General features: G+C 67.2%; 18 protein-coding genes. 2 read left to right on the top strand and 16 right to left on the bottom strand.

All coding sequences use genetic code 11. The features are described from left to right. Nucleotides 1–208: 208 nt before the first annotated feature. The 6 genes from IEX88_RS03850 to IEX88_RS03825 form a co-directional block, all read right to left on the bottom strand. On the bottom strand, nt 209–2,257 hold the full coding sequence (locus IEX88_RS03850) for an NADH:flavin oxidoreductase (RefSeq protein ID WP_188849208.1): 2,049 nt from the start codon (nt 2,255–2,257) through the stop codon (nt 209–211). 163 nt (nt 2,258–2,420) lie between these two features. Then, nucleotides 2,421–3,281, bottom strand: a complete 861-nt coding sequence (gene mmsB, locus IEX88_RS03845) for a 3-hydroxyisobutyrate dehydrogenase (RefSeq protein ID WP_188849207.1) — start codon at nt 3,279–3,281, stop codon at nt 2,421–2,423. A 148-nt stretch (nt 3,282–3,429) separates the two neighbouring features. After that, nucleotides 3,430–5,208 carry a putative bifunctional diguanylate cyclase/phosphodiesterase gene (locus IEX88_RS03840; RefSeq protein ID WP_188849206.1) on the bottom strand — a complete coding sequence of 593 codons (1,779 nt, stop codon included), beginning with the start codon at nt 5,206–5,208 and terminating at the stop codon, nt 3,430–3,432. Nucleotides 5,209–5,535: 327 nt separating this feature from the next. Then, nucleotides 5,536–7,029 carry an MFS transporter gene (locus tag IEX88_RS03835; RefSeq protein ID WP_188849205.1) on the bottom strand — a complete coding sequence of 498 codons (1,494 nt, stop codon included), beginning with the start codon at nt 7,027–7,029 and terminating at the stop codon, nt 5,536–5,538. Nucleotides 7,030–7,199: 170 nt separating this feature from the next. Next, nucleotides 7,200–8,951: a putative bifunctional diguanylate cyclase/phosphodiesterase gene (locus IEX88_RS03830; RefSeq protein ID WP_188849204.1), complete on the bottom strand. Its 1,752-nt coding sequence runs from the start codon at nt 8,949–8,951 to the stop codon at nt 7,200–7,202. Between the two features lie 259 nt (nt 8,952–9,210). Beyond that, a complete protein-coding gene (locus IEX88_RS03825; RefSeq protein ID WP_188849203.1) occupies nt 9,211–10,353 on the bottom strand; it encodes an acyl-CoA dehydrogenase family protein in 1,143 nt (380 codons plus the stop codon). A gap of 134 nt (nt 10,354–10,487) precedes the next feature. On the opposite strand from IEX88_RS03825, the gene bluB reads away from it, so the two are divergent. Beyond that, entirely contained in the window at nt 10,488–11,171 is a 684-nt protein-coding gene (bluB, locus tag IEX88_RS03820; RefSeq protein ID WP_188849202.1) for a 5,6-dimethylbenzimidazole synthase, read from the top strand. 393 nt (nt 11,172–11,564) lie between these two features. On the opposite strand, the gene rpe is transcribed toward bluB, so the two are convergent. From rpe to IEX88_RS03775, 9 genes are all read right to left on the bottom strand, one after another. Next, nucleotides 11,565–12,245 (bottom strand): ribulose-phosphate 3-epimerase, encoded by a 681-nt coding sequence (gene rpe, locus IEX88_RS03815; protein WP_188849201.1) that lies wholly within the window; start codon nt 12,243–12,245, stop codon nt 11,565–11,567. 22 nt (nt 12,246–12,267) lie between these two features. Next, nucleotides 12,268–13,185, bottom strand: a complete 918-nt coding sequence (gene cbbX / locus IEX88_RS03810) for a CbbX protein (RefSeq protein WP_188849200.1) — start codon at nt 13,183–13,185, stop codon at nt 12,268–12,270. Nucleotides 13,186–13,457: 272 nt separating this feature from the next. Continuing rightward, the gene (locus IEX88_RS03805) at nt 13,458–13,880 is read right to left on the bottom strand and encodes a ribulose bisphosphate carboxylase small subunit (protein ID WP_188849199.1); all 423 of its coding nucleotides are present in this window, start codon (nt 13,878–13,880) and stop codon (nt 13,458–13,460) included. A 99-nt stretch (nt 13,881–13,979) separates the two neighbouring features. Then, nucleotides 13,980–15,437, bottom strand: a complete 1,458-nt coding sequence (locus IEX88_RS03800) for a form I ribulose bisphosphate carboxylase large subunit (RefSeq protein WP_188849198.1) — start codon at nt 15,435–15,437, stop codon at nt 13,980–13,982. A gap of 128 nt (nt 15,438–15,565) precedes the next feature. After that, nucleotides 15,566–16,648: a class II fructose-bisphosphate aldolase gene (fba, locus tag IEX88_RS03795; protein ID WP_188849197.1), complete on the bottom strand. Its 1,083-nt coding sequence runs from the start codon at nt 16,646–16,648 to the stop codon at nt 15,566–15,568. An 11-nt stretch (nt 16,649–16,659) separates the two neighbouring features. Continuing rightward, nucleotides 16,660–17,886: a phosphoglycerate kinase gene (locus tag IEX88_RS03790; RefSeq protein ID WP_188849196.1), complete on the bottom strand. Its 1,227-nt coding sequence runs from the start codon at nt 17,884–17,886 to the stop codon at nt 16,660–16,662. Continuing rightward, nucleotides 17,883–19,889, bottom strand: a complete 2,007-nt coding sequence (gene tkt, locus IEX88_RS03785; protein WP_188849195.1) for a transketolase — start codon at nt 19,887–19,889, stop codon at nt 17,883–17,885. The genes IEX88_RS03790 and tkt overlap by 4 nt, the downstream gene beginning before the upstream one ends. A 14-nt stretch (nt 19,890–19,903) precedes the next feature. Beyond that, complete coding sequence (locus IEX88_RS03780; protein WP_188849194.1) at nt 19,904–20,779, bottom strand: phosphoribulokinase; 876 nt, start codon at nt 20,777–20,779, stop codon at nt 19,904–19,906. 54 nt (nt 20,780–20,833) lie between these two features. After that, on the bottom strand, nt 20,834–21,880 hold the full coding sequence (locus IEX88_RS03775) for a class 1 fructose-bisphosphatase (RefSeq protein WP_188849311.1): 1,047 nt from the start codon (nt 21,878–21,880) through the stop codon (nt 20,834–20,836). Nucleotides 21,881–22,006: 126 nt separating this feature from the next. On the opposite strand from IEX88_RS03775, the gene IEX88_RS03770 reads away from it, so the two are divergent. Next, nucleotides 22,007–22,957, top strand: a complete 951-nt coding sequence (locus IEX88_RS03770) for a LysR substrate-binding domain-containing protein (protein ID WP_188849193.1) — start codon at nt 22,007–22,009, stop codon at nt 22,955–22,957. Nucleotides 22,958–22,961: 4 nt separating this feature from the next. On the opposite strand, the gene fni is transcribed toward IEX88_RS03770, so the two are convergent. Continuing rightward, a complete protein-coding gene (gene fni / locus IEX88_RS03765) occupies nt 22,962–24,017 on the bottom strand; it encodes a type 2 isopentenyl-diphosphate Delta-isomerase (protein WP_188849192.1) in 1,056 nt (351 codons plus the stop codon). Nucleotides 24,018–24,118: the final 101 nt, after the last annotated feature.

The raw sequence follows: 24,118 nt of genomic DNA, 5'->3' as shown, positions 1-24,118 counted from the left end.
CCTGTCGAACCACGGGGGGCCGGCACAACGGTCGTGCGTGCCCCTCGTCCTTCGACAGGCTCAGGATGAGGGGCATGGAACGGTCTTGCGCGGCAGCGGCGGATCAAGAGGCAGTGACAATGCATTGCGGACACTGCTTGCCCCCTCTTCCCGCTGCCGCGACCTTCTCCCCGGGGGGGGAGAAGAAAGCAGCGTCAACGCCGCGCTTCTACAAAAGCATCGCGTACCGCAGCCCGTCGTAAACCGCCGCATGCACGTTGCGCGACGACACCGCGTCCCCCAACCGCACCAGGTGAAAGGCGGCACCGGCGTTGCGGTCCGGCAGGGGCCAGCGCTGCGCCAGGAGCGCCTCGTAGTCGACGGCGCCGAGATTCTTCGATAGCGGCTTCAGGGCGAAATAGAGTTCGTCCATCGGCGTGGTGCCGTGCTCGACGATCACCTGGCGGACCTCGCGCTCTTCGCGATTGCCGGGCGCCCAGTCGCTGTCGAGCACGGCGACGAGGCCGTTGCCCCGCCGCTTCACCGCCTTCAGCCGCTTCTGGATGGTGAGGCGGGTGCCGGTCTCGGCAAAGGCCCGGGCATAGGGGACGTGGTTCATGCCGCCGACATCGGCGGCGAAGTTGCGGTCGGGCGTGACGATCTCGAGCGAAACGCCGGCACGCGCGATCATTTCCGCCGCTTCCATGCCGGGATGATTGCCGTTGTCGTCGTAGAGGAGGACCGGGCCGTCCGGCTTCACCGTGCCGGCGAGGATGTCCCAGCTCGAGGTGACGAGGTCGTCGCCCTCTTCCAGTTCCGGGTTCTGCGGCATGCCGCCGGTGGCGACGAAGACCATGTCCGGATTTTCCGCGAGCACGTCGTCCGCCTCGGCATAGACGTTGTAGCGAACCTCGACGCCGAGGCGTTCGAGCTCGGCGAGGCGCCAGTCGACGATGCCGGAGAGTTCCCGCCGGCGCGGCAGGCGGGCGGCGAGCGTGATCTGGCCGCCGGCCGAGCCCGCCGCCTCCAGCACGGTGACGCGGTGGCCGCGTTCGGCCGACACGCGCGCGGCCTCGAGGCCGGCAGGACCGGCGCCGATGACGACGACGCGCTTGCCCGGGTTCGGCGATGTCTGCAGCAGTTGCGGCATGGTCAGCTCGCGGCCGGTCGCGGCGTTGTGGATACACAGGGCGCCGCCGCCCTCGTAGATCCGGTCGAGACAGTAGGTGGCGCCGACGCAGGGGCGGATCTCGTGCTCGCGGCCGGCGATGATCTTTCGCACGATGTGCGGGTCGGCGATGTGGGCGCGCGTCATGCCGACCATGTCGAGCTTGCCTTCGGCGATGGCATGGCGGGCGGTGGCGACATCGGCGATGCGGGCGGCGTGGAAGACCGGATATTTCGTCGCCGCGCGCACCTCACCGGCGAAATCCAGATGCGGCGAGGCCGGCATGCCCTGGATCGGGATGACGTCGACGAGGTCCTTGTCGTGGTCGAGATGGCCGCGGATGACGTTGATGAAGTCGATCTTGCCGGAGCCGACGAGACGCCGGGCGATCTCGACGCCGTCGGATTTGGTGAGGCCGATGTCCCAGGCCTCGTCGACGACCATGCGGGTGCCGACGATGAAGTCGGGCCCGACGGCCTTGCGCACGGCATCGACGATCATCCAGGTGAAGCGCAGCCGATTGTCCAGCGAGCCGCCGTGCTCGTCCGAGCGCCGGTTTGTCGCGGGCGACCAAAAACTGTCGAGGAGGTGGCCATAGGCCTCGATCTCGACGCCGTCGAGGCCCGCGGCCTTCATGCGCTCGGCCGCCTCGCCGTAGTTTTTCGCGATGCGCTCGAGATCCCAGTCCTCGGCTTCCTTCGGGAAGGAGCGGTGTGCCGCCTCGCGGATCGGCGAGGCCGAGACGACCGGCAGCCAGTCGCCCTGCGTGCCGCCGGTGCGGCGGCCGAGATGGGTGATCTGGATCATCACCGCCGCGCCATGCTCGTGGCACTCGTCGGCGAGGCGCTTCATGTAGGGGACGATCTCGTCCTTGTAGGCGTGGAGATTGCCGAAGGCGGGCGGCGAGTCCGGCGAGACCACGGCCGAGCCCGCCGTCATCGTCATGGCGATGCCGCCCTTGGCCTTTTCGACATGGTAGAGCCGGTAGCGGTCCTTCGGCATGCCGTCTTCGGAATAGGACGGCTCGTGCGCCGTCGACATGATCCGGTTCTTCAGGGTCAGATGGCGCAGCTGGAAGGGCTGCAACAGGGGATCGTTCGACGCTGACATGGCCCACCGCTGGTTTGGAAGGCTTCCATCATGCGCCATGCCGGCCCGGCCGTCGATCCGAACGAGACGGATGCTGGCCTGATCGCGACAGGCGGGAACGGCCGGCCGCTTTGTGACGATCGCGGTGGCTGGGTGCCGCGACGCCACGCCGGACGGCCGCGCCTCACGCCTTGGACAGGTGCTCCAGCAGGGCGGAGAAATCGCGACCACGGCCGCCCTCGGCGTCGAAGGCGGCGTAGATCGCCCGCGCATGCTCGCCGAGCGCGGCATGGGCGCCGGTCGCCCGCGCGGCATCGGCCGCCAGCGTCAGGTCCTTCAGCATCAGCTCGGTGGCAAAGCCCGGCCGGTAGCCGTTGTCGGCGGCGGTCTTCGGGCCGACGCCCGGCGCCGGGCAGTAGGTGTTCAGCGACCAGCAGGCGCCGGACGAGGTCGAGGCGACGTCGAACATCGCCTGCCGGGACAGGCCGAGGCTGTCGGCGAGATGGAAACCTTCGCAGACCGCGATCATCGAGATGCCGAGGATCATGTTGTTGCAGATCTTTGCGGCCTGGCCCGCGCCGGCTGCGCCACAATGCACGGCCTTCGATCCCATGATGTCGAAGAGGGGCTTGGCCACCTCGAAGGCGCCTTCCGCGCCACCGACCATGAAGGTCAGCGTGCCCGCCGCCGCCCCGCCGGTGCCGCCCGAGACCGGGGCGTCGAGCGAGATCAGGTCGGCATCGAGCGCGAGGTCGTGGACCGCGCGGGCGCTTTCGACGTCGATGGTCGAGCAGTCGACGAGCAGCGCGCCGGGCCTGGCCGCGGCGACGATCTCGGCATGCACGGCACGGACGATGGCGCCGTTCGGCAGCATGGTGAAGATCGCCTCGGCCGTGCTGACCGCTTCCGCGATCGTGGCCGCCGGCACGACGCCCTCGACCGTCACCCCGGCGGTGTCGAAGCCGATGACCGCGTGGCCCGCTGCCGAAAGGTTCGCCGCCATCGGCGCGCCCATGTTGCCGAGGCCGATAAAGCCAATCTTCATGCATGCTTCTCCCGAGGCGCCCTGTCGGCCTGCCGCGATCATCGCCGCGACCCGGGCCGGGGGCAAGTCCCTTGCCGGCGCCGGCCGGCGCCCGGCAGCGACACGATCCTTTCGAAAAGCAACGGCGCCAGCCGCCGCGGCAGGCTTTCTACGCGGCGACTTCGGTCGCGGTGTCGGCGCGGGCCTGATGCAGCCAGGCCTCGAAGGCGGCCGTTTCGAGCGGACGGGCGAAGAAATAACCCTGCGCCTCGTCGCATTCCATACCGGCCAGCATGTCCGCTACCGCCGCGGTCTCGACGCCCTCGGCGACGACCCGGAAGCCCAGATCCTTCGACAGGCTGATCATCGAATGAACCAGGCGCTGCTCGCGCGCGCCCTCGCCGATGTCGCGGACGAAGGACTGGTCGATCTTGACGACATTCATGGGCAGGCGCTGCAGGTAGGCGAGGCTGCTGTAGCCGGTGCCGAAATCGTCCATCGCCAGGCGGATGCCCATACCCGCTAGGCTGTTCAGATGCTTCAGCGCCTGGTCGGTGTCGCGCATGATCGCGCTTTCGGTGATTTCGAGCTCGATCTGCTCGGGCGGAATGGCGTGCCGCATCAGCATCAGCCCGACTTGCGCGGCAAAGTCGTCTTCTTCCAGATTGGCGGCGGAGATATTGATCGACAGCGGCGGCGCCAGGCCCTGGCTCCGCCACAAGGCCATCTGCCTCAGCGCCGTGTCGATGACGAAAGCGGTCATCGTTCTGGCATGCGGCGAGTGCTCGACGATGGGAATGAACTCCGCCGGGGAGATGTTGCCCAGCGTCGGGTGCTGCCATCGCAGCAGGACCTCGGCCCCCACGCAGCGGCGCGTCGGCAGATCGACGCGGGGCTGGAACACCAGGCGCAGCTGGTCGCCGCCGGCGAGCGCCGCACCGAAATCCTGCAAGAGCTGAAAGCGTCGGCGATGCCCGTCATGCAGCGCCGGCGAGAAGACGCTGACGGACTGCATCGAGGCACGGGCATCCTGCGCGGCGCTGTGGAGAGCCCGCAGAAGGTCCTTCGTCGAGGTCTCGCCCGGCACGAAGGGCACGACCCCGATGACCGTGGTCATCACGAAGCGAAGGTGGGAGACCTGGCGCATCCTTGTCAGCGTCGCGGTGACGTAGGCGAGATAGGTCTCCATCTCGGCCTCGGGCGGCGCCAGGAAGGCGAACTGCGTGGCCGACACGTGATACGCCGTGCGCCCCGGGCCGAGCTTGCCGCGGATCAGATCGGCGGTTTCGCGCACTGTCGCATCGATCTGGCTGTGTCCCATCACCCGCGCCAGATTTTCGAGCTGCCCGGCCTGCGCCAGATCGACCAGAACGGCGATGCGCGGCGCCGGGGATCGGTCCGCCTGCGTCAGGTCCTCCAGGTCCTGGAAGAACTGGCTGCGGTTCGGCAGCCCGCTGATCGGGTCGATGCGGCCGAAGGCGTGCTGAAGCTCGATCTGCGCCATGACGATTTCGGCCAGATCGCGCAGACTCGCCATCTCTGCCTCGTCCGCCACGCGCGGCTCGGTGCCGAGCACGCAAAGCGCACCGAGGCCGAGTCCCTCGCGCGTCACCAAGGGAACGCCGGCATAGAAGCGAATGCCGCCCTCGCCGAGCGTGCTGTCGCGATAGAACGGATCGGCGGCCAGATCGGGGATGACGAGCTCGCCGGCGGTCTCGGCGACCGCCGAGCAGGGCGCCCTGTCGCGCGGAATGGAACTGTGCTGGATGCCCACCTTGGACTTGAACCACTGCCGATCCATGTCGGTCAGCGACACCGCCGCGATCGGCAGTCCGAAAAGGCGGCTGGCCATGCGCGTGACACGGTCGAAAGCCTCACTCGGCGGCGTGTCCAAAAGGTTCAAACGGCACAGCGCGTCAAGGCGCACGTCTTCGCTGGTCTTCGACATCGGCAACCCTTTTCGGCTTCGCGCCGGGCCCGCCTCCTGCGTTCCGCGCCGATCCGAACTTTCGGAAGACTGCCGTAAGCCGCTTGCGGATCGGTTTACGGCACCCGTCAAAACCTCCGGTTCTTGCCTGCCAACCGGCGCGGTCGGCCGAGAAAATCGTTGCGTGGCTAGAGAGCGCCTGGTGCCTTTACCCGGCTGAAGGCGCCCCGATCCGTGACGCACGGAGCCGCTTGCCCCCGAAGGCAGCCGTCGCCCGATGAAGCAGATCCAGGGAAACCGGCAAAAGACGCGGGCGGACGAGAGGATCAATTCGCCCCCGTTTCGCCGTCAGAGCGAGCGGTCGCCCCCGTCGGCCGCCTCGGTGGCGAGGCGCTTTAGCCCGCGCGCGCGCGCATCGTGACCACTGATGTCGCTGCCGGCCCCGGGCGCGAAGCGCCAGTTCCAGATCGTGGCCAAAAGCGAGATCGCGATGACGACGACGAAGGCGGCGGAGAAGTCGGCGAGCTCCGGCTGTGGCCGGTCGCCGACCTGCATGGAGACGTGCAGCGAGAGGGCCGCGACGCAGATGCCGAGCGACAGCATCAACTGCTGGAAGGTGGTGTAGAAGCTCGTGGCTGCGCTCATCTGCCGCGGCTCGATCCGGTCGTAGGCGACGATGTTGTAGGCGGTGAACTGCAGCGACATGAAGAACCCGCAGGCGACGAGGATGGCGAAGATCAGCCCGAGCGGCCAGTCCGGCCGGAAGGCGGCGCAGAGCCCGTAGCCGAGGCTCGCAATCACGCCATTGGCGACCAGCACATCGCGGAACCCGAAGCGCTTGAGGAGGCGCGGTGCCAGCGCCTTCATCAGCAGCGAGCCGAGCGCCGTCGCGATGGTGATCGCGCCGCTCATCGCGGCCGAGAGGCCGAAGCCGAGCTGCATCATCAGCGGCAGCAGGAACGGGTGAGCGCCCTGCGCGATGCGGGTGAGCGAGCCGGCGATCACCGAGGTGCCGAAGCTCGGCACCTTCATCAGCGACAGGTCGAGGATCGGCACGGGATGACGCCGGGCATGGTGGACATAGAACAGGCCGAAGACGAGGCCGATCGCGGCCAGCCCGAGCGCGGCAAGCCCCTCGCCGTCGCGGCTCGCCATCTCGAAGCCGAAGAGCAGCGTGCCGAGCGAGATGCCGGAGAGGAAGAAGCCGCGATAGTCGAAGCGGCCGACGGCTTCGCCTTTCGTCTCGTCGATGAAGAGGGAGACGAGGACCATGCCGAGAAGGCCGATCGGCACGTTGATGTAGAAGATCCAGCGCCAGTCGGCATAGGTCACGATCAAGCCGCCGACCGGCGGGCCGAGGACGGGGCCGATCAGCGCCGGCACCAGCATCCACGACATGGCGGAAACCAGATCCTTGCGCGCGACGCTGCGCATCAGCACCAGCCGCCCGACCGGCAGCATCAACGCCCCGCCGAGGCCCTGCAGCAGGCGCGCGGCGACGAGCCAGGACAGGCTCGGCGCCAGGGCGCAGAAGATCGATCCGGCGACGAAGACGGCGATGGCGGCGCGAAACACCGTGCGCGAGCCGAAGCGGTCGGCCAGCGCGCCGCTCGCCGGAATGAACACGGCGAGGCTGATCAGATAGGAGGTGAGCGCGATGCTCATGGCCGGCGCGCCGACCCCGAAATCGCGCGCCATGGTCGGCAGCGCCGTCGCCAGGATGGTCGCGTCGAGCTGCTCCATGAACATGGCGCTGGCGACGATCAGGGCGATGGTGCGGAAACCGCGCGTGGGCAGGACCGCCGCCGGCGTGGCGTCGGCACAGGACAGGGGGGCCGGCATGGGCAGTCAATGTTTCCGAGGCGGCGAGGGCCGGGCCGCCGGACGGCATGCGAACGGGCGAAAATCGCAAGGCACCCATACGGACTGTCGACAGGCGATGCCATTCACACATGGGGACGAGCGGAGACGTTCCGTGAGCCGGATCGCCCGCGACCCGTGCCGGAAGAGCGTCAGGCCGCCTGCAGGGCGAGCCACGGCGCGAATGCCGTCGCCTCCATCGGCCGCGCGAAGAAATAGCCCTGCGCCTCCTCGCAGGCCAGGTCGCTGAGGATCGTGGCCGTTTCCGCCGTCTCGACACCCTCGGCGACGACGCGCAGGCCGAGATCGCGCGACAGCGCGATCATCGAGCCCACGAGCTTGCGTTCGCGGGAGTCGGCAGCGATGCCGCGGATGAAGGACTGGTCGATCTTCACGACATGCATCGGCAGGCGCTGCAGATAGGCCAGGCTGCTGTAGCCGGTGCCGAAATCGTCGATGGCCAGGCGCACGCCGAGCTGCGCCAGCGCGTTCAGCTGCTGCAGGGCGAGGCCCGTATCCTTCATGATGGCGCTTTCGGTCATCTCCAGTTCGAGCTCCTGCGGCACGACATCGTGCCGCGAAAGGATCTGGCCCATGCGCTCGGCGAAATCCCGCTCCTGAAGGTTGGCCGCCGAGATGTTGAGCGAGAGATTGACGCCGATCCCCGCCTTGCGCCAGCTGGCCAGCTGGCGTGCGGCCGCGTCGACCACGAAGGCCGTCATGGCGCGCGCATGCGTCGAATGCTCGACGATCGGGATGAATTCGGCGGGCCCGATGTTGCCGAGCGTCGGGTGGGTCCAGCGCAGCAGCGCCTCCGCTCCGATACAGGCGCGGCTGGCGAGATCGACGCGCGGCTGGAAGACCAGGCGCAATTGGGACGGATCGGCGATGGCCGCATCGAAGTCCTGCAGAAGCTGGAAGCGCCGGCGGTGCATCTCGTCGATCGCCGGCGAATAGATGCGGACCGGCGCGCCGCCGGTGCGGGCCTCCTTGGCGGCACTGTGCAGCCCCCGCAGGAGGTCTTCGGTCTTGCAGACGCCGAGCCTGAACGGTGCCAAGCCGATGACCGTGGTGGCGATGAAGCGGAATTGGGAGAGCGCCCGGCTCTCGATGAGGCCGGCGGCGACGCTCTGGGCATAGGCGTCGAGCTCTGTGCCGACCGGCGCCAGGAAGGCGAACTGGGTGGCGGAGACATGATAGGCGGCCCGCTCCGGTCCAAGCCTCTCACGCATCAGATCCGCGGCGTATTTCACCATGCCGTCGACATGGGAATAGCCCATGACGCGCGCGAAGTTGTCGAGCTGCGCCGTGTCCGCCAGATCGACCAGAACCGCCAGCCGCGTGCCGCCCGGGTCGCTGCGCGCGAGGTCGAGCAGGTCAGCGACGAACTGGGCGCGGTTGGGAAGGCCGCTGATCGGATCGATCCGGCCAAAAGCATGCTCCAGTTCGACCTGAGTCATCACCATGGCCGCCAGATCGTGCAGGGCCGCCATCTCGGCATCGGTCGCCTCGCGGGGATCGGGCCCCAGCACGCAGAGGGCGCCAATGCCCTGTCCGTCACGCGTCACCAGGGGTGCGCCGGCATAGAAGCGGATGCCGCTGCGCACCAGCTCGCCGTCCCTGAAGCCGTCGTCGGCAGCGAGATCGGCGATAACGGCCGACATGGTCTTTTCGGCCACCTGCGAGCAGGGCGCCTCGCTGCGCGCCATCCAGGCGGGATCGATCCCGACGCGCGATTTGAACCACTGCCGGTCCTGGTCAGTCAAAGAAATGGCCGCATAGGGCAGACCGAAGACCAGACAGGCCGTTCGCGTGATCCGGTCGAAGCTTTCGCTGGCCGGGGTGCCGAGGAGTCTCAGCTGCTGCAGCGACATCAGTCGGGCACCTTCAGCGACATCCGTCATCCCACCATCCTCGTTCGCCGCCCGCATTGCAGTCAGGCGCAGTCTCAGTCATTGCCCCATTGCCGCCCCGGCCCGTTATTTTTCTTCTTTCCCTTGCCGCCGATTTCCTACCAAATCGATGTTCTGACATGCACAATCGGTCGCAAATGCCGATTTAGGCGACGCATTGTACGCTAACGTACGGTCTTTTTCGCCCGTCGAGGAAGCACTCCATCCGTCGATAACTGTCCCGGCGAGCCATGGATGCCCCGCATTATCCTCAGTTGCTTTGCGACAACAGTGCCCGCGCGGTGATCAGGCGCATGATCTCGTTGGTGCCTTCGAGGATCTGGTGGACGCGCAGATCGCGGACGATCTTCTCGATGCCGAAGTCGGCGAGATAGCCGTAGCCGCCGTGCAGCTGCAGCGCCTGGTTCGCGACGTCGAAGGCGGCGTCGGTGACGAAGCGCTTGGCCATGGCGCAGAATTTCGTGGCGTCCGGCGCCTTGGTGTCGAGCTTCCAGGCCGCCTGGCGCAGGAAGATGCGCGCCGCCTGGAGCGCGGTCTCCATGTCGGCGAGGCGAAACTGCAATGCCTGGAAATCGGCGAGTTTCTGGCCGAAGGCCGAGCGCTGCTGGAGATAGAGCACCGACTTGTCCAGCGTCGCCTGCGCCGCGCCGAGGGCGCAGGCGGAAATGCTGAGCCTGCCGCCGTCGAGCCCCTGCATGGCATAGGCAAAGCCGCGGCCCGGCTCGCCGAGGAGGTTCTGCGCCGGCACGCGGCAGGCATCGAAGCGCACCTCGGCGGTCGGCTGCGCGATCCAGCCCATCTTCCTCTCCTGTGCGCCGAAAGAGAGACCCGGCGTGCCCTTGTCGACGAGGATGGCGGAAATGCCTTTCGCGCCGGGCCCGCCGGTACGGGCCATGACGAGATAGAGGTCGGAGAAGCCGGCGCCCGAAATGAAGCTTTTCGTGCCGTCGAGAACAAAGCTGTCGCCGTCGCGACGCGCCGTGGTGCGCAAGGCCGCCGCGTCCGAACCCGAGCCCGGCTCCGTCAGGCAGTAGCTGGCCACGCAGGCCATCGTCGCCAGTTCCGGCAGAAGCTCGGCGCGCTGCTCCTCGCTGCCGAAGGCGTCGATCATCCAGGCGACCATGTTGTGGATCGACAGGAAGGCCGAGACCGAGGGACAGCCGTAGGAGAGGCCCTCGAAGATCAGCGTGGCGTCGAGCCGCGACAGGCCGGAGCCGAAATCGTCGCGGACGGTGATCGCCGCCATGCCGAGGTCGCCGAGCTCCGACAGCACCTCGGACGGCAGCGCCTTGGCATCCTCCCAGGCCTGCGCCCGCGGTGCCATGCGCGTCACGGCGAAATCGCGGGCGATGTCGAAGATCTGGGTCTGCTCGTCGGTCAACGCGAAATCCATGCCGTCCTCCCCGGGCAATCTGTCCGGCGGACTTTCCAGTCCCCGCCGCGTCGCCTATGGCAAAGGTCTAGACGCTCAGACGGGGTGGCGACAATGCGACATTGGCCGGGCTCATCCGAGCCGGGGACACCCCGGTGAGCGACGGCGAGGTCGAACTGACGGCGGCAGGCCCCTTCGGCGACGCCGACCGTGCGGCCGTCTACCGCGCCATCGCCACGCGGCGCGACATCCGAAGCGAGTTTCTCCCCGATCCGATCGATCCGGCGGCGCTCGCCCGCCTTCTCGACGCCGCCCATCACGCGCCCTCGGTCGGCTTCATGCAGCCGTGGAATTTTCTGCTGCTGCGGAGCATCGAGACCCGCGCTCGCGTCCACGCCGCCTTCGTCCGTGCCAATGCGGAAGCGGCGGACCTCTTTGGCGACGCCAAACAGGCGCTCTACCGGCAGCTGAAGCTCGAGGGCATCCTCAAGGCCCCGCTGAACATCTGCGTCACCTGCGACCGCGCGCGCGGCGGCACGGTCCTCGGCCGCACGCACAACGCCGAGATGGATCTCTATTCGACCGTCTGCGCGGTGCAGAACCTCTGGCTCGCGGCGCGCGCCGAGGGCATCGGCGTCGGCTGGGTTTCGATCTACCACGAGCCGGAACTGCGGAAGATCCTGGAGATCCCGGCCGGGATCGCCATCGTCGCCTACCTCTGCGTCGGCCATGTCGCGCGCCAGCATGCCGAGCCGGAGCTGGCGGCGAAGGGCTGGCGGCAGCGTCTGCCGCTGGAGGACCTGGTGTTCGAGGAGCGTTGGGGGCAGAGGCAGGGGTGATGGCTGTCGGCCCAAGCCTTTCTGTCCCTCATCCTGAGCTTGTCGAAGGGCGAGGGACACGGCACCACGCTTCAACGGCGTGCCGACCCTCGTGGTTCGACAGGCTCACCATGAGGGTTTGGGGGTTGTGCCGAACCTGTCGACCTCTCCCTCGCCCTGACGCCCCTCGCCCTCACGCCGCCTGCGCGGCCCCGTCCCGCACGCTGTCGCGGATCGCCTGCATGTTCGCCTCGTAGTGTTCCGGCGTGCCGCCCTTGAAGATGGCGCAACCGTCTTCTCTGTCCCTCATCCTGAGCCTGTCGAAGGACGAGGGACACGGCACCCCGTTTCAACGGCGTGCCGACCCTCGTGGTTCGACAGGCTCACCATGAGGGTTTGAGGGGATGCCCGCCCTCACGCCGCCTGCGCGACCCCGTCCCGAACGCTGTCGCGGATCGCCTGCATGTTCGACTTGTAGTGTTCCGGCGTGCCGCCCTTGAAGATGGCCGATCCCGCGACGAGGACATTGGCGCCGGCGGCGACGACCAGAGGCGCCGTCTCGGGTGTCACGCCGCCGTCGATCTCGATGTCGATCGGCCGGTCGCCGATCATTGCCTTCACCTTGCGCACCTTTTCGACGACGGAGGGGATGAAGGCCTGGCCGCCGAAGCCGGGATTGACGGTCATCAGGAGGACGAGGTCGAGCCGGTCGAGGACGTATTCGACGACGCTTTCCGGCGTCGAGGGATTCAGCGACACGCCCGCCTTCTTGCCGAGCGCGCGGATCGCCTGCAGCGAGCGATCGAGATGTTTCGTGGCCTCGGCATGCACGGTGATGATGTCGCAGCCGGCGGCGGCGAAGGCCTCGAGGTAGAGATCGCAGGGCTCGATCATCAGGTGGCAGTCGAAAACCTTTGCCGAGGACGCCCGGATCGCCTTCACGATCGGCGGGCCGAAAGTGATGTTGGGAACGAAATGCCCGTCCATCACGTCGAGATGGATCCAGTCGGCGCCCGCCGCATCGACGGCGGCCACTTCCGCGCCGAGGCGGGAAAAATCCGCCGAGAGGATCGATGGGGCGATGATCAGGCTCATTGCCAGGTCCTTCCAGAAACGCTCAAGCGGTTGTCGAGGGCGACGGCTTCACATCGAAGACGCGGCTGGCGGCGATGTCGACCGCCTCGATCCGCGATAGCTGCTCGGCCCCGAGCGGTCCATCCATGGTTTCGAACAGGCGGTTCGCCTGCCGAAGCCGCGCCCGGTCGAGCGCGTTGCGGATCGAGCGGGCATTGGCGAAATGCGGCTGCACCCGCCGGTGCTCAATGTAGCGCGCCAGGGTCTCGCGCGCCTCCCCGCTCAGCGTGTAATTCTGCCGCTCCAGCATCCCCTCCGAAATCTGCAGCAGCTCGCCGTTGGAATAATCGGGAAAGTCGATGTGGTGGGCGACGCGCGAGCGAAAGCCCGGATTTGACTCGAAGAACTTGTCCATCCGATCAGCATAGCCAGCGAGGATCACCACCAGGTCGTCGCGCTGATTTTCCATGATCTGCAGCAGGATCTCGATCGCCTCCTGGCCATAGTCGCGCTCGTTGTCGGGCCTGTAGAGATAGTAGGCCTCGTCGATGAAGAGGACGCCGCCCATCGCCTTCTTCAAAATCTCCTTCGTCTTCGGCGCGGTGTGGCCGATATACTGGCCGACGAGATCGTCTCTTGTGACCGAGACGAGGTGACCCTTGCGGATATAGCCGAGGCGGTGGAGGAGGTCGGCCATTTTCAGGGCGACCGTGGTCTTGCCGGTGCCGGGATTGCCGGTGAAGCTCATGTGCAGCGTCGGCGTCTCGTGCGCGAGGCCCATGGCCTTGCGGGCCCGCTCGACCAGCAGCAGCGCCGCGGTCTCCTTGATCCGCTTCTTCACCGGCTTCAGGCCGACCAGCGTGCGGTCGAGCTCGTCCAGCACCTCGCCGACGCCCGCTTCTTCGTATTCGCGGCGGAGATCGACGGTGAGCGGCGGGGCGGGTTCGGCGGTGATGCTCATATGAACTCCTTCATCGAAGAACAGGGCGCCATTCTTCTCCCCTCGGGGGAGAAGGTGGCCGCGTAGCGGCCGGATGAGGGGACCGCCGGATCCGAATAAGTCGCTATTCAGTCAGCTTCCGCCGTCGTGACGACTGGAGCCCCTCTTCCCGCTGCCGCGACCTTCTCCCCGGAGGGGAGAAGAAAGCTTGCCGCCCAAGTCGCGGCTTCAGCAAACGTGGTCGGCGGGCCGTCGGGAGGACCGGCCCACCGACCGGCCGGTCGGAGCGATGCTCAGGAGGAATAGCGATCGCTCTCCGGCAGATCGACCGAATAGCCTTCGGTCGAGTAGCGGATCGTCCGGCCTTCGGTCTCCTGGCGGCGGAGACGGAAACCGGGCTCCGTTGCCGGGCGGTTGACGATGAAGGAGAGCTTCACCGATTCCCAGCCATGGGTGGAGTCGAAGGCGGACATGCGGATGTAGCGATTGCCATAAACCTTGCGGCACTCGTTCAGTTCCATCATCACGCCGGCCGCGTCCGGGACGTCGAACATCGGGTGGCCCCACATGTCCCAATAGGTGTTGCGCGGATGCGGGTCGTCGGTGAACTCGATGTTCACCGCCCAGCCATTGTCGATGCAGTACTGCGCCTGCGCGGCGATCTGGGTGTCGGTGAGGTCGGGCAGGAAGGAAAAGGCGCCTTGGGTGATGCGCATGACAAACTCCTCTCGGGTCGAGTGCCGTCGCCACGCGGGGGCGAGCGGTCGCGGGGGTGAAGCGGAGCCGGGCGAGCCTCGCCCGGCGGACTGCGGGTGTCAGGCGGCGGTGGCCGAGACCTGGTAGTCCGGCGCGTCGGTCGAGGCGTAGTTGAAGGTGACGTCCTTCCAGGTATCCAGCGCCTGACGCAGCGGCGCGCAGGTCTTGGCGGCCGTGGCGAGGATTTCCGGACCCTCGTTGACGATGTCGCGCCCCTCGTTGCGGGCGAGCACCATGCATTCCAGCGCGACGCGGTTGGCGGTGGCGCCGGCGGCGATGCCCATGGGATGGCCGATCGTGCCGCCGCCGAACTGCAGCACGGTGTCCTCGCCGAGAAGGTCGAGGAGCTGGTGCATCTGGCCGCAATGGATGCCGCCGGAGGCGACCGGCATCATCTTGTTGAGCGAGGCCCAGGGCTGGTCGAAGAAGATGCCGTTCTGCAGGTTCTGCGGCGTGAACTCGTCGCGGCAGATGTCGTAATAGCCCTTGGTGGTGGCCGGATCGCCCTCGAGCTTGCCGACGACGGTGCCGGCATGGATATGGTCGACGCCCGCGAGCCGCGACCATTTGGCGATGCAGCGGAACGACACGCCGTGGATCTTCTGGCGCGTATAGGTCGAGTGGCCGGCGCGGTGGAGGTGCAGGATCATGTTGTTGCGCCGCGCCCATTTCGCCATGGACTGCATCGCCGTCCAGCCGATGACGAGGTCGATCATGATGATGGTCGAGCCGAGCTGCTTGGCGAACTCGGCGCGCTCGTACATGTCCTCCATGGTCGCGGCGGTGACGTTGAGATAGGTGCCCTTGATCTCGCCGGTGGCGGCCTGCGCCTTGTTCACCGCCTCCATGCAGTAGAGGAAGCGCTCGCGCCAATCCATGAAGGCCTGGCTGTTGATGTTCTCGTCGTCCTTGGTGAAGTCGAGCCCGCCCTTCAGCGCCTCGTAGACGACGCGGCCATAATTGCGGCCGCTGAGGCCGAGCTTCGGCTTGACGGTGGCGCCGAGCAGCGGACGGCCGAACTTGTCGAGGCGCTCGCGCTCGACGACGATGCCGGTGGCCGGGCCCTGAAACGTCTTCACATAGGCGGTGGGCAGGCGCATGTCTTCCAGGCGCAGCGCCTTCAGCGGCTTGAAGCCGAAGACGTTGCCGATGATCGACGCCGTCAGGTTGGCGATCGAGCCATTTTCGAACAGGTCGAGATCGTAGGCGATGTAGGCGAAGTAGCTGCCCTCGCCGTTCGGCACGGGATCGACGCGGTAGGCCTTGGCCCGGTACTTTTCCGCCGCCGTGAGGCGGTCGGTCCAGACCACGGTCCAGGTCGCGGTCGAGGATTCGCCGGCGACCGCGGCGGCGGCCTCGATCGGGTCGACGCCGTCCTGCGGCGTGATCCGGAAGCAGGCGATGATGTCGGTGTCCTTCGGCTCGTAGTCGGGCTCCCAGTAGCCCATCTTCTTGTATTCCATGACGCCGGACTTGTAGCGGTCCTTGCCGGTAACGGTCTGTGACTTCTCTTGCATGTCCATTCTCCCAAATGCTGCGTTGACTGAGCTATCGAACTCCAGGCCGATCTACTAAGCCGGCTTACTATTATCCTGTACCCCGCCCGGCGTGCCGGCGGTTTTCCCCGCCGGCCTGGGCCGACAGCCTACTCGGCGGCCTCCCTGAGCGCGATCTTCGGCGCCAGCTCGCCCGAGGCGTAGCGGGCCGCCATGTCGTCGAGCGAGATCGGCTTGATCCGCGCCGCCTTGCCGGCGGTGTTGAACTGCTCGTACCGCTCGACGCAAAGCTTGCGCAGCGCGTCCATGGCGGGCGTCAGGAACTTGCGCGGATCGAATTCCTGCGGCTTCTCCATCGCGACGCGGCGGAACTGGCCGGTCATCGCCATGCGGCAGTCGGTGTCGATGTTCACTTTCCGCACGCCATGCTTGATGCCGCGGATGATCTCCTCGATCGGCACGCCCCAGGTCTGGGGCATCTCGCCGCCGTATTTGTTGATGATGTCCTGCAGTTCCTGCGGCACCGAGGAGGAGCCGTGCATCACGAGATGCGTCGTCGGCAGCTTGCGGTGGATCTCCTCGATGATGCCCATGGCGAGGATGTCGCCGTCCGGCTGCCGCGTGAACTTGTAGGCGCCGTGCGAGGTGCCCATGGCGATGGCGAGCGCATCGACGCCGGTGCGGCGCACGAACTCGACCGCCTGGTCGGGATCGGTCAGGAGCTGGTCGTGGCTGAGCACGCCCTCCGCCCCGTGGCCGTCCTCGGCCTCGCCCTGGCCGCTTTCCAGGGAACCCAGCACGCCGAGTTCGCCCTCGACCGAGGCGCCGACCCAGTGCGCCATGTGCGTCACCCGCTCGGTGATGCCGGCATTGTACTCGAAGTCGGCGGGCGTCTTGGCGTCGGCCTTCAGCGAGCCGTCCATCATCACCGAGGTGAATCCGTGGCGGATCGCCGTCAGGCAGGTCGCCTCGTCATTGCCGTGGTCCTGGTGGATGCAGACGGGAATGGTCGGGTGGATCTCGACCAGCGCATCCATCATCTTCGACAGCATGATGTCGTGGGCATAGGTGCGCGCCCCGCGCGAGGCCTGCAGGATGACCGGGGCGTCGCAGGCCGAGGCCGCCTGCATGATCGCCAGGCCCTGCTCCATGTTGTTGATGTTGAAGGCCGGGACGCCGTAGTCGTATTCGGCGGCGTCGTCGAGAAGCTGGCGCAGGGTGATCTTGGCCATGGGCAGGTCTCCTAAACGGTCGATGCGGCGAGCGTCGCCTGGGTCTTGAGGATGTCGATGCCGGGCAGGTCGCGGCCTTCCAGCCATTCGAGGAAGGCACCGCCGGCGGTCGACAGATAGGTGAAGTCCTCGGACGCCCCGGCGGCGTTCAGCGCGGCGACGGTGTCGCCGCCGCCGGCGACCGTCACGAGCTTGCCGGCCTTGGTGAGGCGCGCCGCCTCCTGCGCCACGGCATTGGTCGCGGCGTTGAAGGGTTCGATCTCGAAGGCCCCGAGCGGGCCGTTCCAGAGCAGCGTCTCGCAGGTGGCGAGCGCCGCGACGATCTCGGCGACCGTCTTCGGCCCGACGTCGAGGGCCATGGCGTCCGAGGGGATCGCATCGACGCCGACCGTCTCGTTCTCGGCATGCGCCTTGAACTCGCGGGCGATGACGACGTCGACCGGCAGGTGCAGCTGGCACCCCGATTCCTTTGCCATGGCCATGACCTTTTCGGCCGTTTCCATGGCGTCGGCCTCGTAGAGCGACTTGCCGACATCGTTGCCGAGGGCGGCGAGGAAGGTGTTGGCCATGCCGCCGCCGATGACGAGATGGTCCATCTTCGGCACCAGGAATTCCAGCACCCCGATCTTCGACGACACTTTCGCGCCGCCGACGAGGGCGGCCACCGGCCGCTTGGGTTTGTCGAGCGCCGCTTCCAGCGCCTTGACCTCTGCCATCAGCGATGGGCCGGCATAGGCCGGCAGGATCGTCGCCAGTTCGTAGGTCGAGGCATGCGCCCGGTGGGCACAGGAGAAGGCGTCGTTGACGTAGAGGTCGCCGCCGATGGAGAGGCGGAGCGCGAAACTCCTGTCGTTCTCCTCCTCGCCCTTGTGGAAGCGCAGGTTCTCCAGGACGGCGATCTCGCCGTCCTTCAGATTGCCGACGACCTTTTCCGCTTCCGGCCCGACGCAGTCCGAAGCGAACTGCACCGGACGGCCGAGGATCTCGCCGAGCTTCTCGGCGACGGGCCCGAGGGTGAAGGCCATGTTGCGGTCGCCCTTGGGGCGGCCGAGATGGCTGAGCACCACGACCTTCGCCCCGCGATCGGCAAGGCTGGCGACGGTCGGCGCGAAGCGTTCGAGCCGCGTCGCGTCGGTGATCACGCCATCCTTCATCGGCACGTTCACATCGGCGCGGATCAGCACCGTCTTGCCCTTGACCTCGACGCCCTCGATCGGGCGCAGGGATCCGGCGCTCACCGCGCCAGTTCCTTGCCGGCGGCCAGAACGGCCTCGGCGGTGATGCCGAAATGCTCGTAGAGCAGCGGCGCCGGGGCCGAGGCGCCGAAGGAGTTCATGCCGATGAAGCGGCCGGTCTCGCCGATCCAGCGATCCCAGCCGAAGCGCGCGGCGGCCTCGATGGCGATGCGCGGCGCCGTGCCGAGGACGGAAGCGCGGTAGGCGTCGTCCTGCTCGACGAAGAGCTCCCAGGACGGCATCGAGACGACGGCGGCGCGGATGCCCTCGGCGGCGAGCTTGTCGGCGCCGGCCAGCGCGATCTCGACTTCCGAGCCGGTGGCGAGAATCGTCACCTGACGCTCGCCTTCGGCCTCGCGCAGGACATAGGCGCCCTTGCGCGAGCGGTTCTCGGAAGCGCCGCCGGCGACCGTCGGCAGGTTCTGGCGCGACAGCGACAGCACCGAGGGACGGTGGCGCTCGGTCAGCGCGATTTCCCAGCACTCGGCCGTCTCGATGGCATCGGCCGGGCGGAAGACGAGGATGTTCGGCGTCGCCCGGAGCATGGCGAGGTGCTCGATCGGCTGATGCGTCGGTCCGTCTTCGCCGAGGCCGATGGAGTCATGCGTGAAGACGTAGACGACGCGCAGCCCCATCAGCGCCGACAGGCGGATGCCGCCGCGGGCGTAATCGGCAAACACCATGAAGGTGCCGCCATAGGGAATGAAGCCGCCATGCAGGGCAAGGCCGTTCATCACCGCCGCCATGGCATGCTCGCGGATGCCGTAGTGGATGTAGCGGCCGTCATAGTGGCCGGCCTGGACGCTCTGCATGCCCTTGGTCAGGGTGAAGACCGAATGGGTGAGGTCGGCCGAACCGCCGATGGTGAGCTCGGTCAGGTCGTTGACGAGGCCGAGCGTCGCCTCGGACGATTTGCGGGTGGCGATCTTCGGCTTCTCTTCCGACAGTTTCGCCCGGTACTGGCTCATGCTCTCGGCAAAATCCGCCGGCAGGTCGCCGGTGAGCGAGGCGTCGAAGGCGGCGGCCTTCGGCGAGGCAGCATGGCGCTTTTCCCACTCGGCGCGGGCGGCGGCGCCCTTCTTGCCGACTTCGCGCCAGCCGGCGACGACCTCCTCCGGAATGGCGAAGGGCTCGGCGGTCCAGAGCAGCTGCTTGCGGGTGGCGGCGATCTCCTCGTCGCCGAGCGCGGCGCCGTGGCTCTTCTCCGAGCCGGCGAGTTTCGGCGAGCCGAAGCCGATGATGGTCTTGCAGGCGATCATCGAGGGCTTGTCCGACGCGCGGGCCCGCTTGATGGCTTCGCGCACCGCGTCGGGATCGTGGCCATCGACATGCTCGGCATGCCAGCCGGAGGCCTCGAAGCGCTTCACCTGGTCGGTGGAGGTGGCGAGCGAGGTCTTGCCGTCGATCGAGATGCCGTTGTCGTCGAAGAGGACGATCAGCTTGGAGAGCTGGAGATGTCCGGCGAGGTCGATCGCCTCGTGGCTGATGCCCTCCATCAGGCAGCCGTCGCCGACGAAGACATAGGTGTAGTGGTCGACGAGGTCGTCGCCGTAGCGGGCATTCTGCATGCGCTCGGCGAGCGCCATGCCGACGGCGGTGGTGAGGCCCTGGCCGAGCGGGCCGGTCGTGGTCTCGATGCCGAGCGCGTGGCCGTATTCGGGATGGCCGGCGGTCTTGGCGCCGAACTGGCGGAACTGCTTCAGCTGGTCGATCGTCATGTCGGAATAGCCGAGCAGATAGTGCACGGCATAGAGCAGCATCGAGCCGTGGCCGTTCGACAGGACGAAGCGGTCGCGGTCGGGCCAGGACGGATTGGCCGGGTCGAGCTTGATGAAGTCCTGGAAGAGGACCGTGGCGACATCGGCCATGCCCATCGGCATGCCGGGATGGCCGGAATTGGCCTTCTGCACGGCATCCATGGCGAGCGCGCGGATGGCATTCGCCATGTTGCGGGGATGGTCGCCGGGAGCGTTTGCGGCGGGGGACTGGGTTTTCACGTCGGACATTCTGGCCTCGATGTTCAGGACGCGCGGCGCTTGCGCTCGGTGAGCTGCAGGATCAGCGGCGTCAGGATCAGTTGCATGGCGAGATCGAGCTTGTTGCCCGGCGCCACGATGGAATTTGCCCTCGACATGAACGAATTCGGAATCATCGAGAGCAAGTAGGGGAAGTCTATACCGCGCGGATTGGCGAAGCGAATGACGACCATCGATTCGTCCGCCGTCGGGATCCAGCGCGCGATGAACGGATCGGAGGTGTCGACGATCGGCACGCGCTGGAAGTTGATGTTGGTCAGGGCGAACTGCGGGCAGATGTATTTCACGTAGTCGGGCATGCGACGCAGGATCACGTCCATCACCGCCTCGGTGGAATAGCCTCTTGTCGCTTTGTCGCGGTGGATCTTCTGAATCCATTCGAGATTGATGACCGGCACGACGCCGATCTTGAGATCGGCATGCGCCGCGAGGTCCACCGTGTCGGTCTTCACGCAGCCGTGCAGGCCCTCGTAAAACATCAGGTCGCTCTCGTCGGCGAAGGGCTGCCAGTCGCTGAACGTGCCGGGCGGACTGCCGTAGATCTTCGCCTCCTCGGCGTCGTGGATATAGTGCCGGCTCTCGCCCCGCCCCTTGCGGCCATAGTCCTCGAACACTTCCTGCAGCTTCTCCAGGATGTTCGCCTCCGGGCTGAAGTGCGAGAAGTGCTTGTTGCCGGCGGCGTCCTCCTCGGCGATCTTCTTCTTCATCGCCTCGCGGTCGTAGCGGTGGAAGGCGTCGCCCTCGATGTAGACGGCCTTCACATGCTCGCGCCGAAAGATCTGGTCGAAGGTGTTCTTGACCGAGGTGGTGCCGGCACCGGAGGAGCCGGTGATGGCGATGATCGGATGCTTGGCAGTCATCTCAGCGCCCCTCCCAGAGCATTCGGCGACACGGATCCCTCGGTCTGCCGGGCGTCAGGCCCGGAACAGGCTTCTTTTTCCAAACAGCGGCGAACGCTCGCCGATGGCAGAGGGGTCTGTCAGGTAGCGCGTGACGCGCGCCACTTCGCGCTTGGAGCCGAACACCAGCGGCGTGCGGGCATGCAGGTCCTCCGGCACCAGATCGAGGATGCGGGTGATACCGTCGGTGGCGCTGCCGCCGGCGTGCTCGACGCAGAAGGCGATCGGATTGGCCTCGTAGACCAGCCGCAGACGGCCCTTCGCGTAGCCCTGACGACCGTCGCCGGGATAGAGGAAGATGCCGCCGCGGATCAGGATGCGGTAGCAGTCGGCGACGAGCGAGGCGATCCAGCGCATGTTGAAGTCGCGCTCGCGCGGGCCGTCGGCCCCGGCCAGGAGATCGTCGATGTAGATCCGCATGGCCTCGTCCCAGTGACGATGGTTCGAGGCGTTGATGGCGAATTCCTTCGCCTTTTCATCCACGGCCATCGAGGCATGCAGCTCGACGAAGCCGCCGAAGCTCGGCGAGAAGGCGAAGACATGCGTGCCGTTGCCGAGGCTGAGGACGAGCTGCAGCTGCGGCCCGTAGACGAAGAAACCGGCGGCGATCTGCTTGGAGCCGGGCTGGCGAAACGCGCTGGCGGGATCGGTGCGATGGGCCTCCTCGACCGGAAGCAGCGAGAAGATGGTGCCGACGGAGACGTTCATCTCGATATTGGACGAGCCGTCGAGCGGGTCGATGGCCAAAGCGAAGGCGCCGTCCTTCGACAGGACGACCGGCAGGTCCTGCTCCTCGGAACCGTAGAAGGCGACGGACGAGGCCTTGGCGGCATCGAAGAACAGCCGGTCGGCGACGACGTCGAGCTCCTTCTGGATGTCGCCGCCCGCATTGGCGACCTGGCGCGACTGGCCAAGATGGTCGCTGGTGCCACCGTCGATGATGGTGTTGCGCAGCTTGACGGCGGCCGATGCCAGATGGCGAATGGTCTCTGCGACCTTCGAGCGAAGCGGATCGGCCCCGGCATACGAGCCGAGATGGGCGTCCAATGACGATGGCATGATGTTCTCCCTGTCGGTTCGGAGCTCTGCGGCCCCGTTACCCGATTACAACGAGACTATGACGAGCGCGACGCAGTTAGTAAAATTTAATCTCTTTACGTATGACGTAAGTTTTTATACCAGAGTACCATGCGCACGCTCTCACTCCGCCAACTTCGTTCCATCCAGGAAATCTCAAGGCTCGGCACCATCGCCGCCGCGGCCCGGTCGCTCGGCCTGACGGCGCCCGCCATCACGCTGCAGGTCAAGCAGATGGAGGAGGAGTTCGGCCTCACCCTGTTCGACCGCACCAGCGACGGCATGCACCTGCGCGAGGCCGGCTATGCGGCGCTGAAGGCGGCCGACGCGATCGAAACCGTGCTGCAGGGATTGCAGGACGATCTCGACGCCATCAAGGGCGTGCGGCGCGGCCTGATCCGGCTTGGCGTCGTCTCCACGGCGAAGTATTTCGCCCCCTCGATGATCGCCGGCTTCCGCAAGGACCACCCGGCGATCGAGATCAAGCTTCTCGTCGGCAACCGGTTCGAGATCGTCGAGCAGTTGCGCGCCTACGAGCTCGACATCGCCCTGATGGGCCGGCCGCCGACGGAGATCCCGATCGAGGCCAAGGTGTTCGGCGACCATCCGCTGGTGATGATCGCCGCCCCCGGCCATCCCCTGGCCGCGCTCCGCAGTATCGATAAGGCGCGCCTCCTGCAGGAGCCGATCATCATCCGCGAGCCGGGATCGGGCACGCGAAAATCGCTGGAGACCTTCTTCTCGGCCATTCCCGATGCGCTGGAACGCAACACGACGCAGATGGGGTCGAACGAGACGATCAAGCAGGCGGTCATGGCCGGGCTCGGCATCGCCTTCATCTCCGCCCACACCATCGCCTTCGAGGTCGAGATGCGGCGCCTCGTCATCCTCGACGTCGTCGACATGCCGATCCGCAAGCAATGGTTCGCCGTGACGAGAGGCGACCACGTCCCGGCGCCGGCCGAAAAGGCCTTCGCCACCTTCCTTTCGCAGAAGGGCGCAACCTTTCTGCCGATGCTGGACCGGCTCTATCCCTCCGACGCCAGCCGCCTCGAGCGCTGACTAATCAACCGATGAGCGGCGCGTGCCGCAGCGCCGAGAGGTCGCGCGAGCCGGTGCAGAAGCAGGCGATGCGCAACTGCTCGATCACCGCGGCAAAATGCGCCGTCGCCGCCTCGGCCGAGTGATCGGCGCTGGCGAGCCCCGCGGCCGCCTGGCCGGCGAGATCGGCGCCGAGCCGGATCGCCTTGGCGGCATCGAGGCCCGTGCGGATGCCGCCGGAGCCGATGAGGCCGATGTCGGGGCAGGCGGCGCGCACCGTCCGGATCGCCGTCGCCGTCGGAATGCCCCAATCGGCAAAGACCAGCGCCGTCTCGCGCGTCGCGGCATCGCTCGCCCGCTCGGCCTCGACGGCGGCCCAGCTGGTGCCCCCGGCACCCGCGACGTCGACGATGCCCACCCCCGCCTCGGCGAGCCGCCGTGCCGTCGCCGCGGAGATCCCGGCGCCGACTTCCTTGACGACGATCGGCACGCCGAGATCGCGCACGAGGCCCCCGATGGCGGAAAGGACGCCGCGCCAGTTGCGGTCGCCCCCGGCCTGGACGGCCTCCTGCAGGGGATTGAGATGCACGATCAGGGCATCCGCCTCGATCATGTCGACCGCCCGGCGCGCCTCGTCGCGGCCGTAGCCCATGACCAGCTGGGCGGCGCCGATATTGGCGAGGATGGCGACGTCCGGGGCGCGGGCGCGCAGCGAGCGGTCGAGTCCCCCCTGCCCTCGCCCTTCCAAAGCGATGCGCTGCGAGCCGACGGCGAGCGCGATCTTCAGCGCCTGCGCCGCCTCGGCGAGATGGGCGTTGATGCGGGCCGAGCGGGCCGGCCCGCCCGTCATCGAGGAGATCAAGAGCGGCGCCGCCAGGCTGCGGCCGAGAAACCGCGTCGACAGGTCGATCTCGGCAAGGTCCAGTTCCGGCAGGGCCTGATGCTCGAACACGATCGCGTCGAAGCCGCTCTGCGCCTGACGGGCGGAGAGGCGCGGCGACAGCACGATGTCGAGGTGGTCGCTCTTACGGGCGTCGATGCCCGTTGCCGCGGGGGTCACGATGTCGTCACCGTCGTTCATCACCGGTCCCCCGTCGCGCCCGCCGGGCCGCGCGCCTGATCCGGCAGGATGGACAGGGCCGCTTCCGATCCGTCGCAAACCTGCCTATGGTCTGGCACCGG

This window comes from Aureimonas glaciei, assembly GCF_014643375.1.
GTDB lineage: Bacteria > Pseudomonadota > Alphaproteobacteria > Rhizobiales > Rhizobiaceae > Plantimonas > Plantimonas glaciei.
Note: the sequence above shows the minus strand (reverse complement) of the source record. Positions and strands in the feature narration are given on the sequence as shown.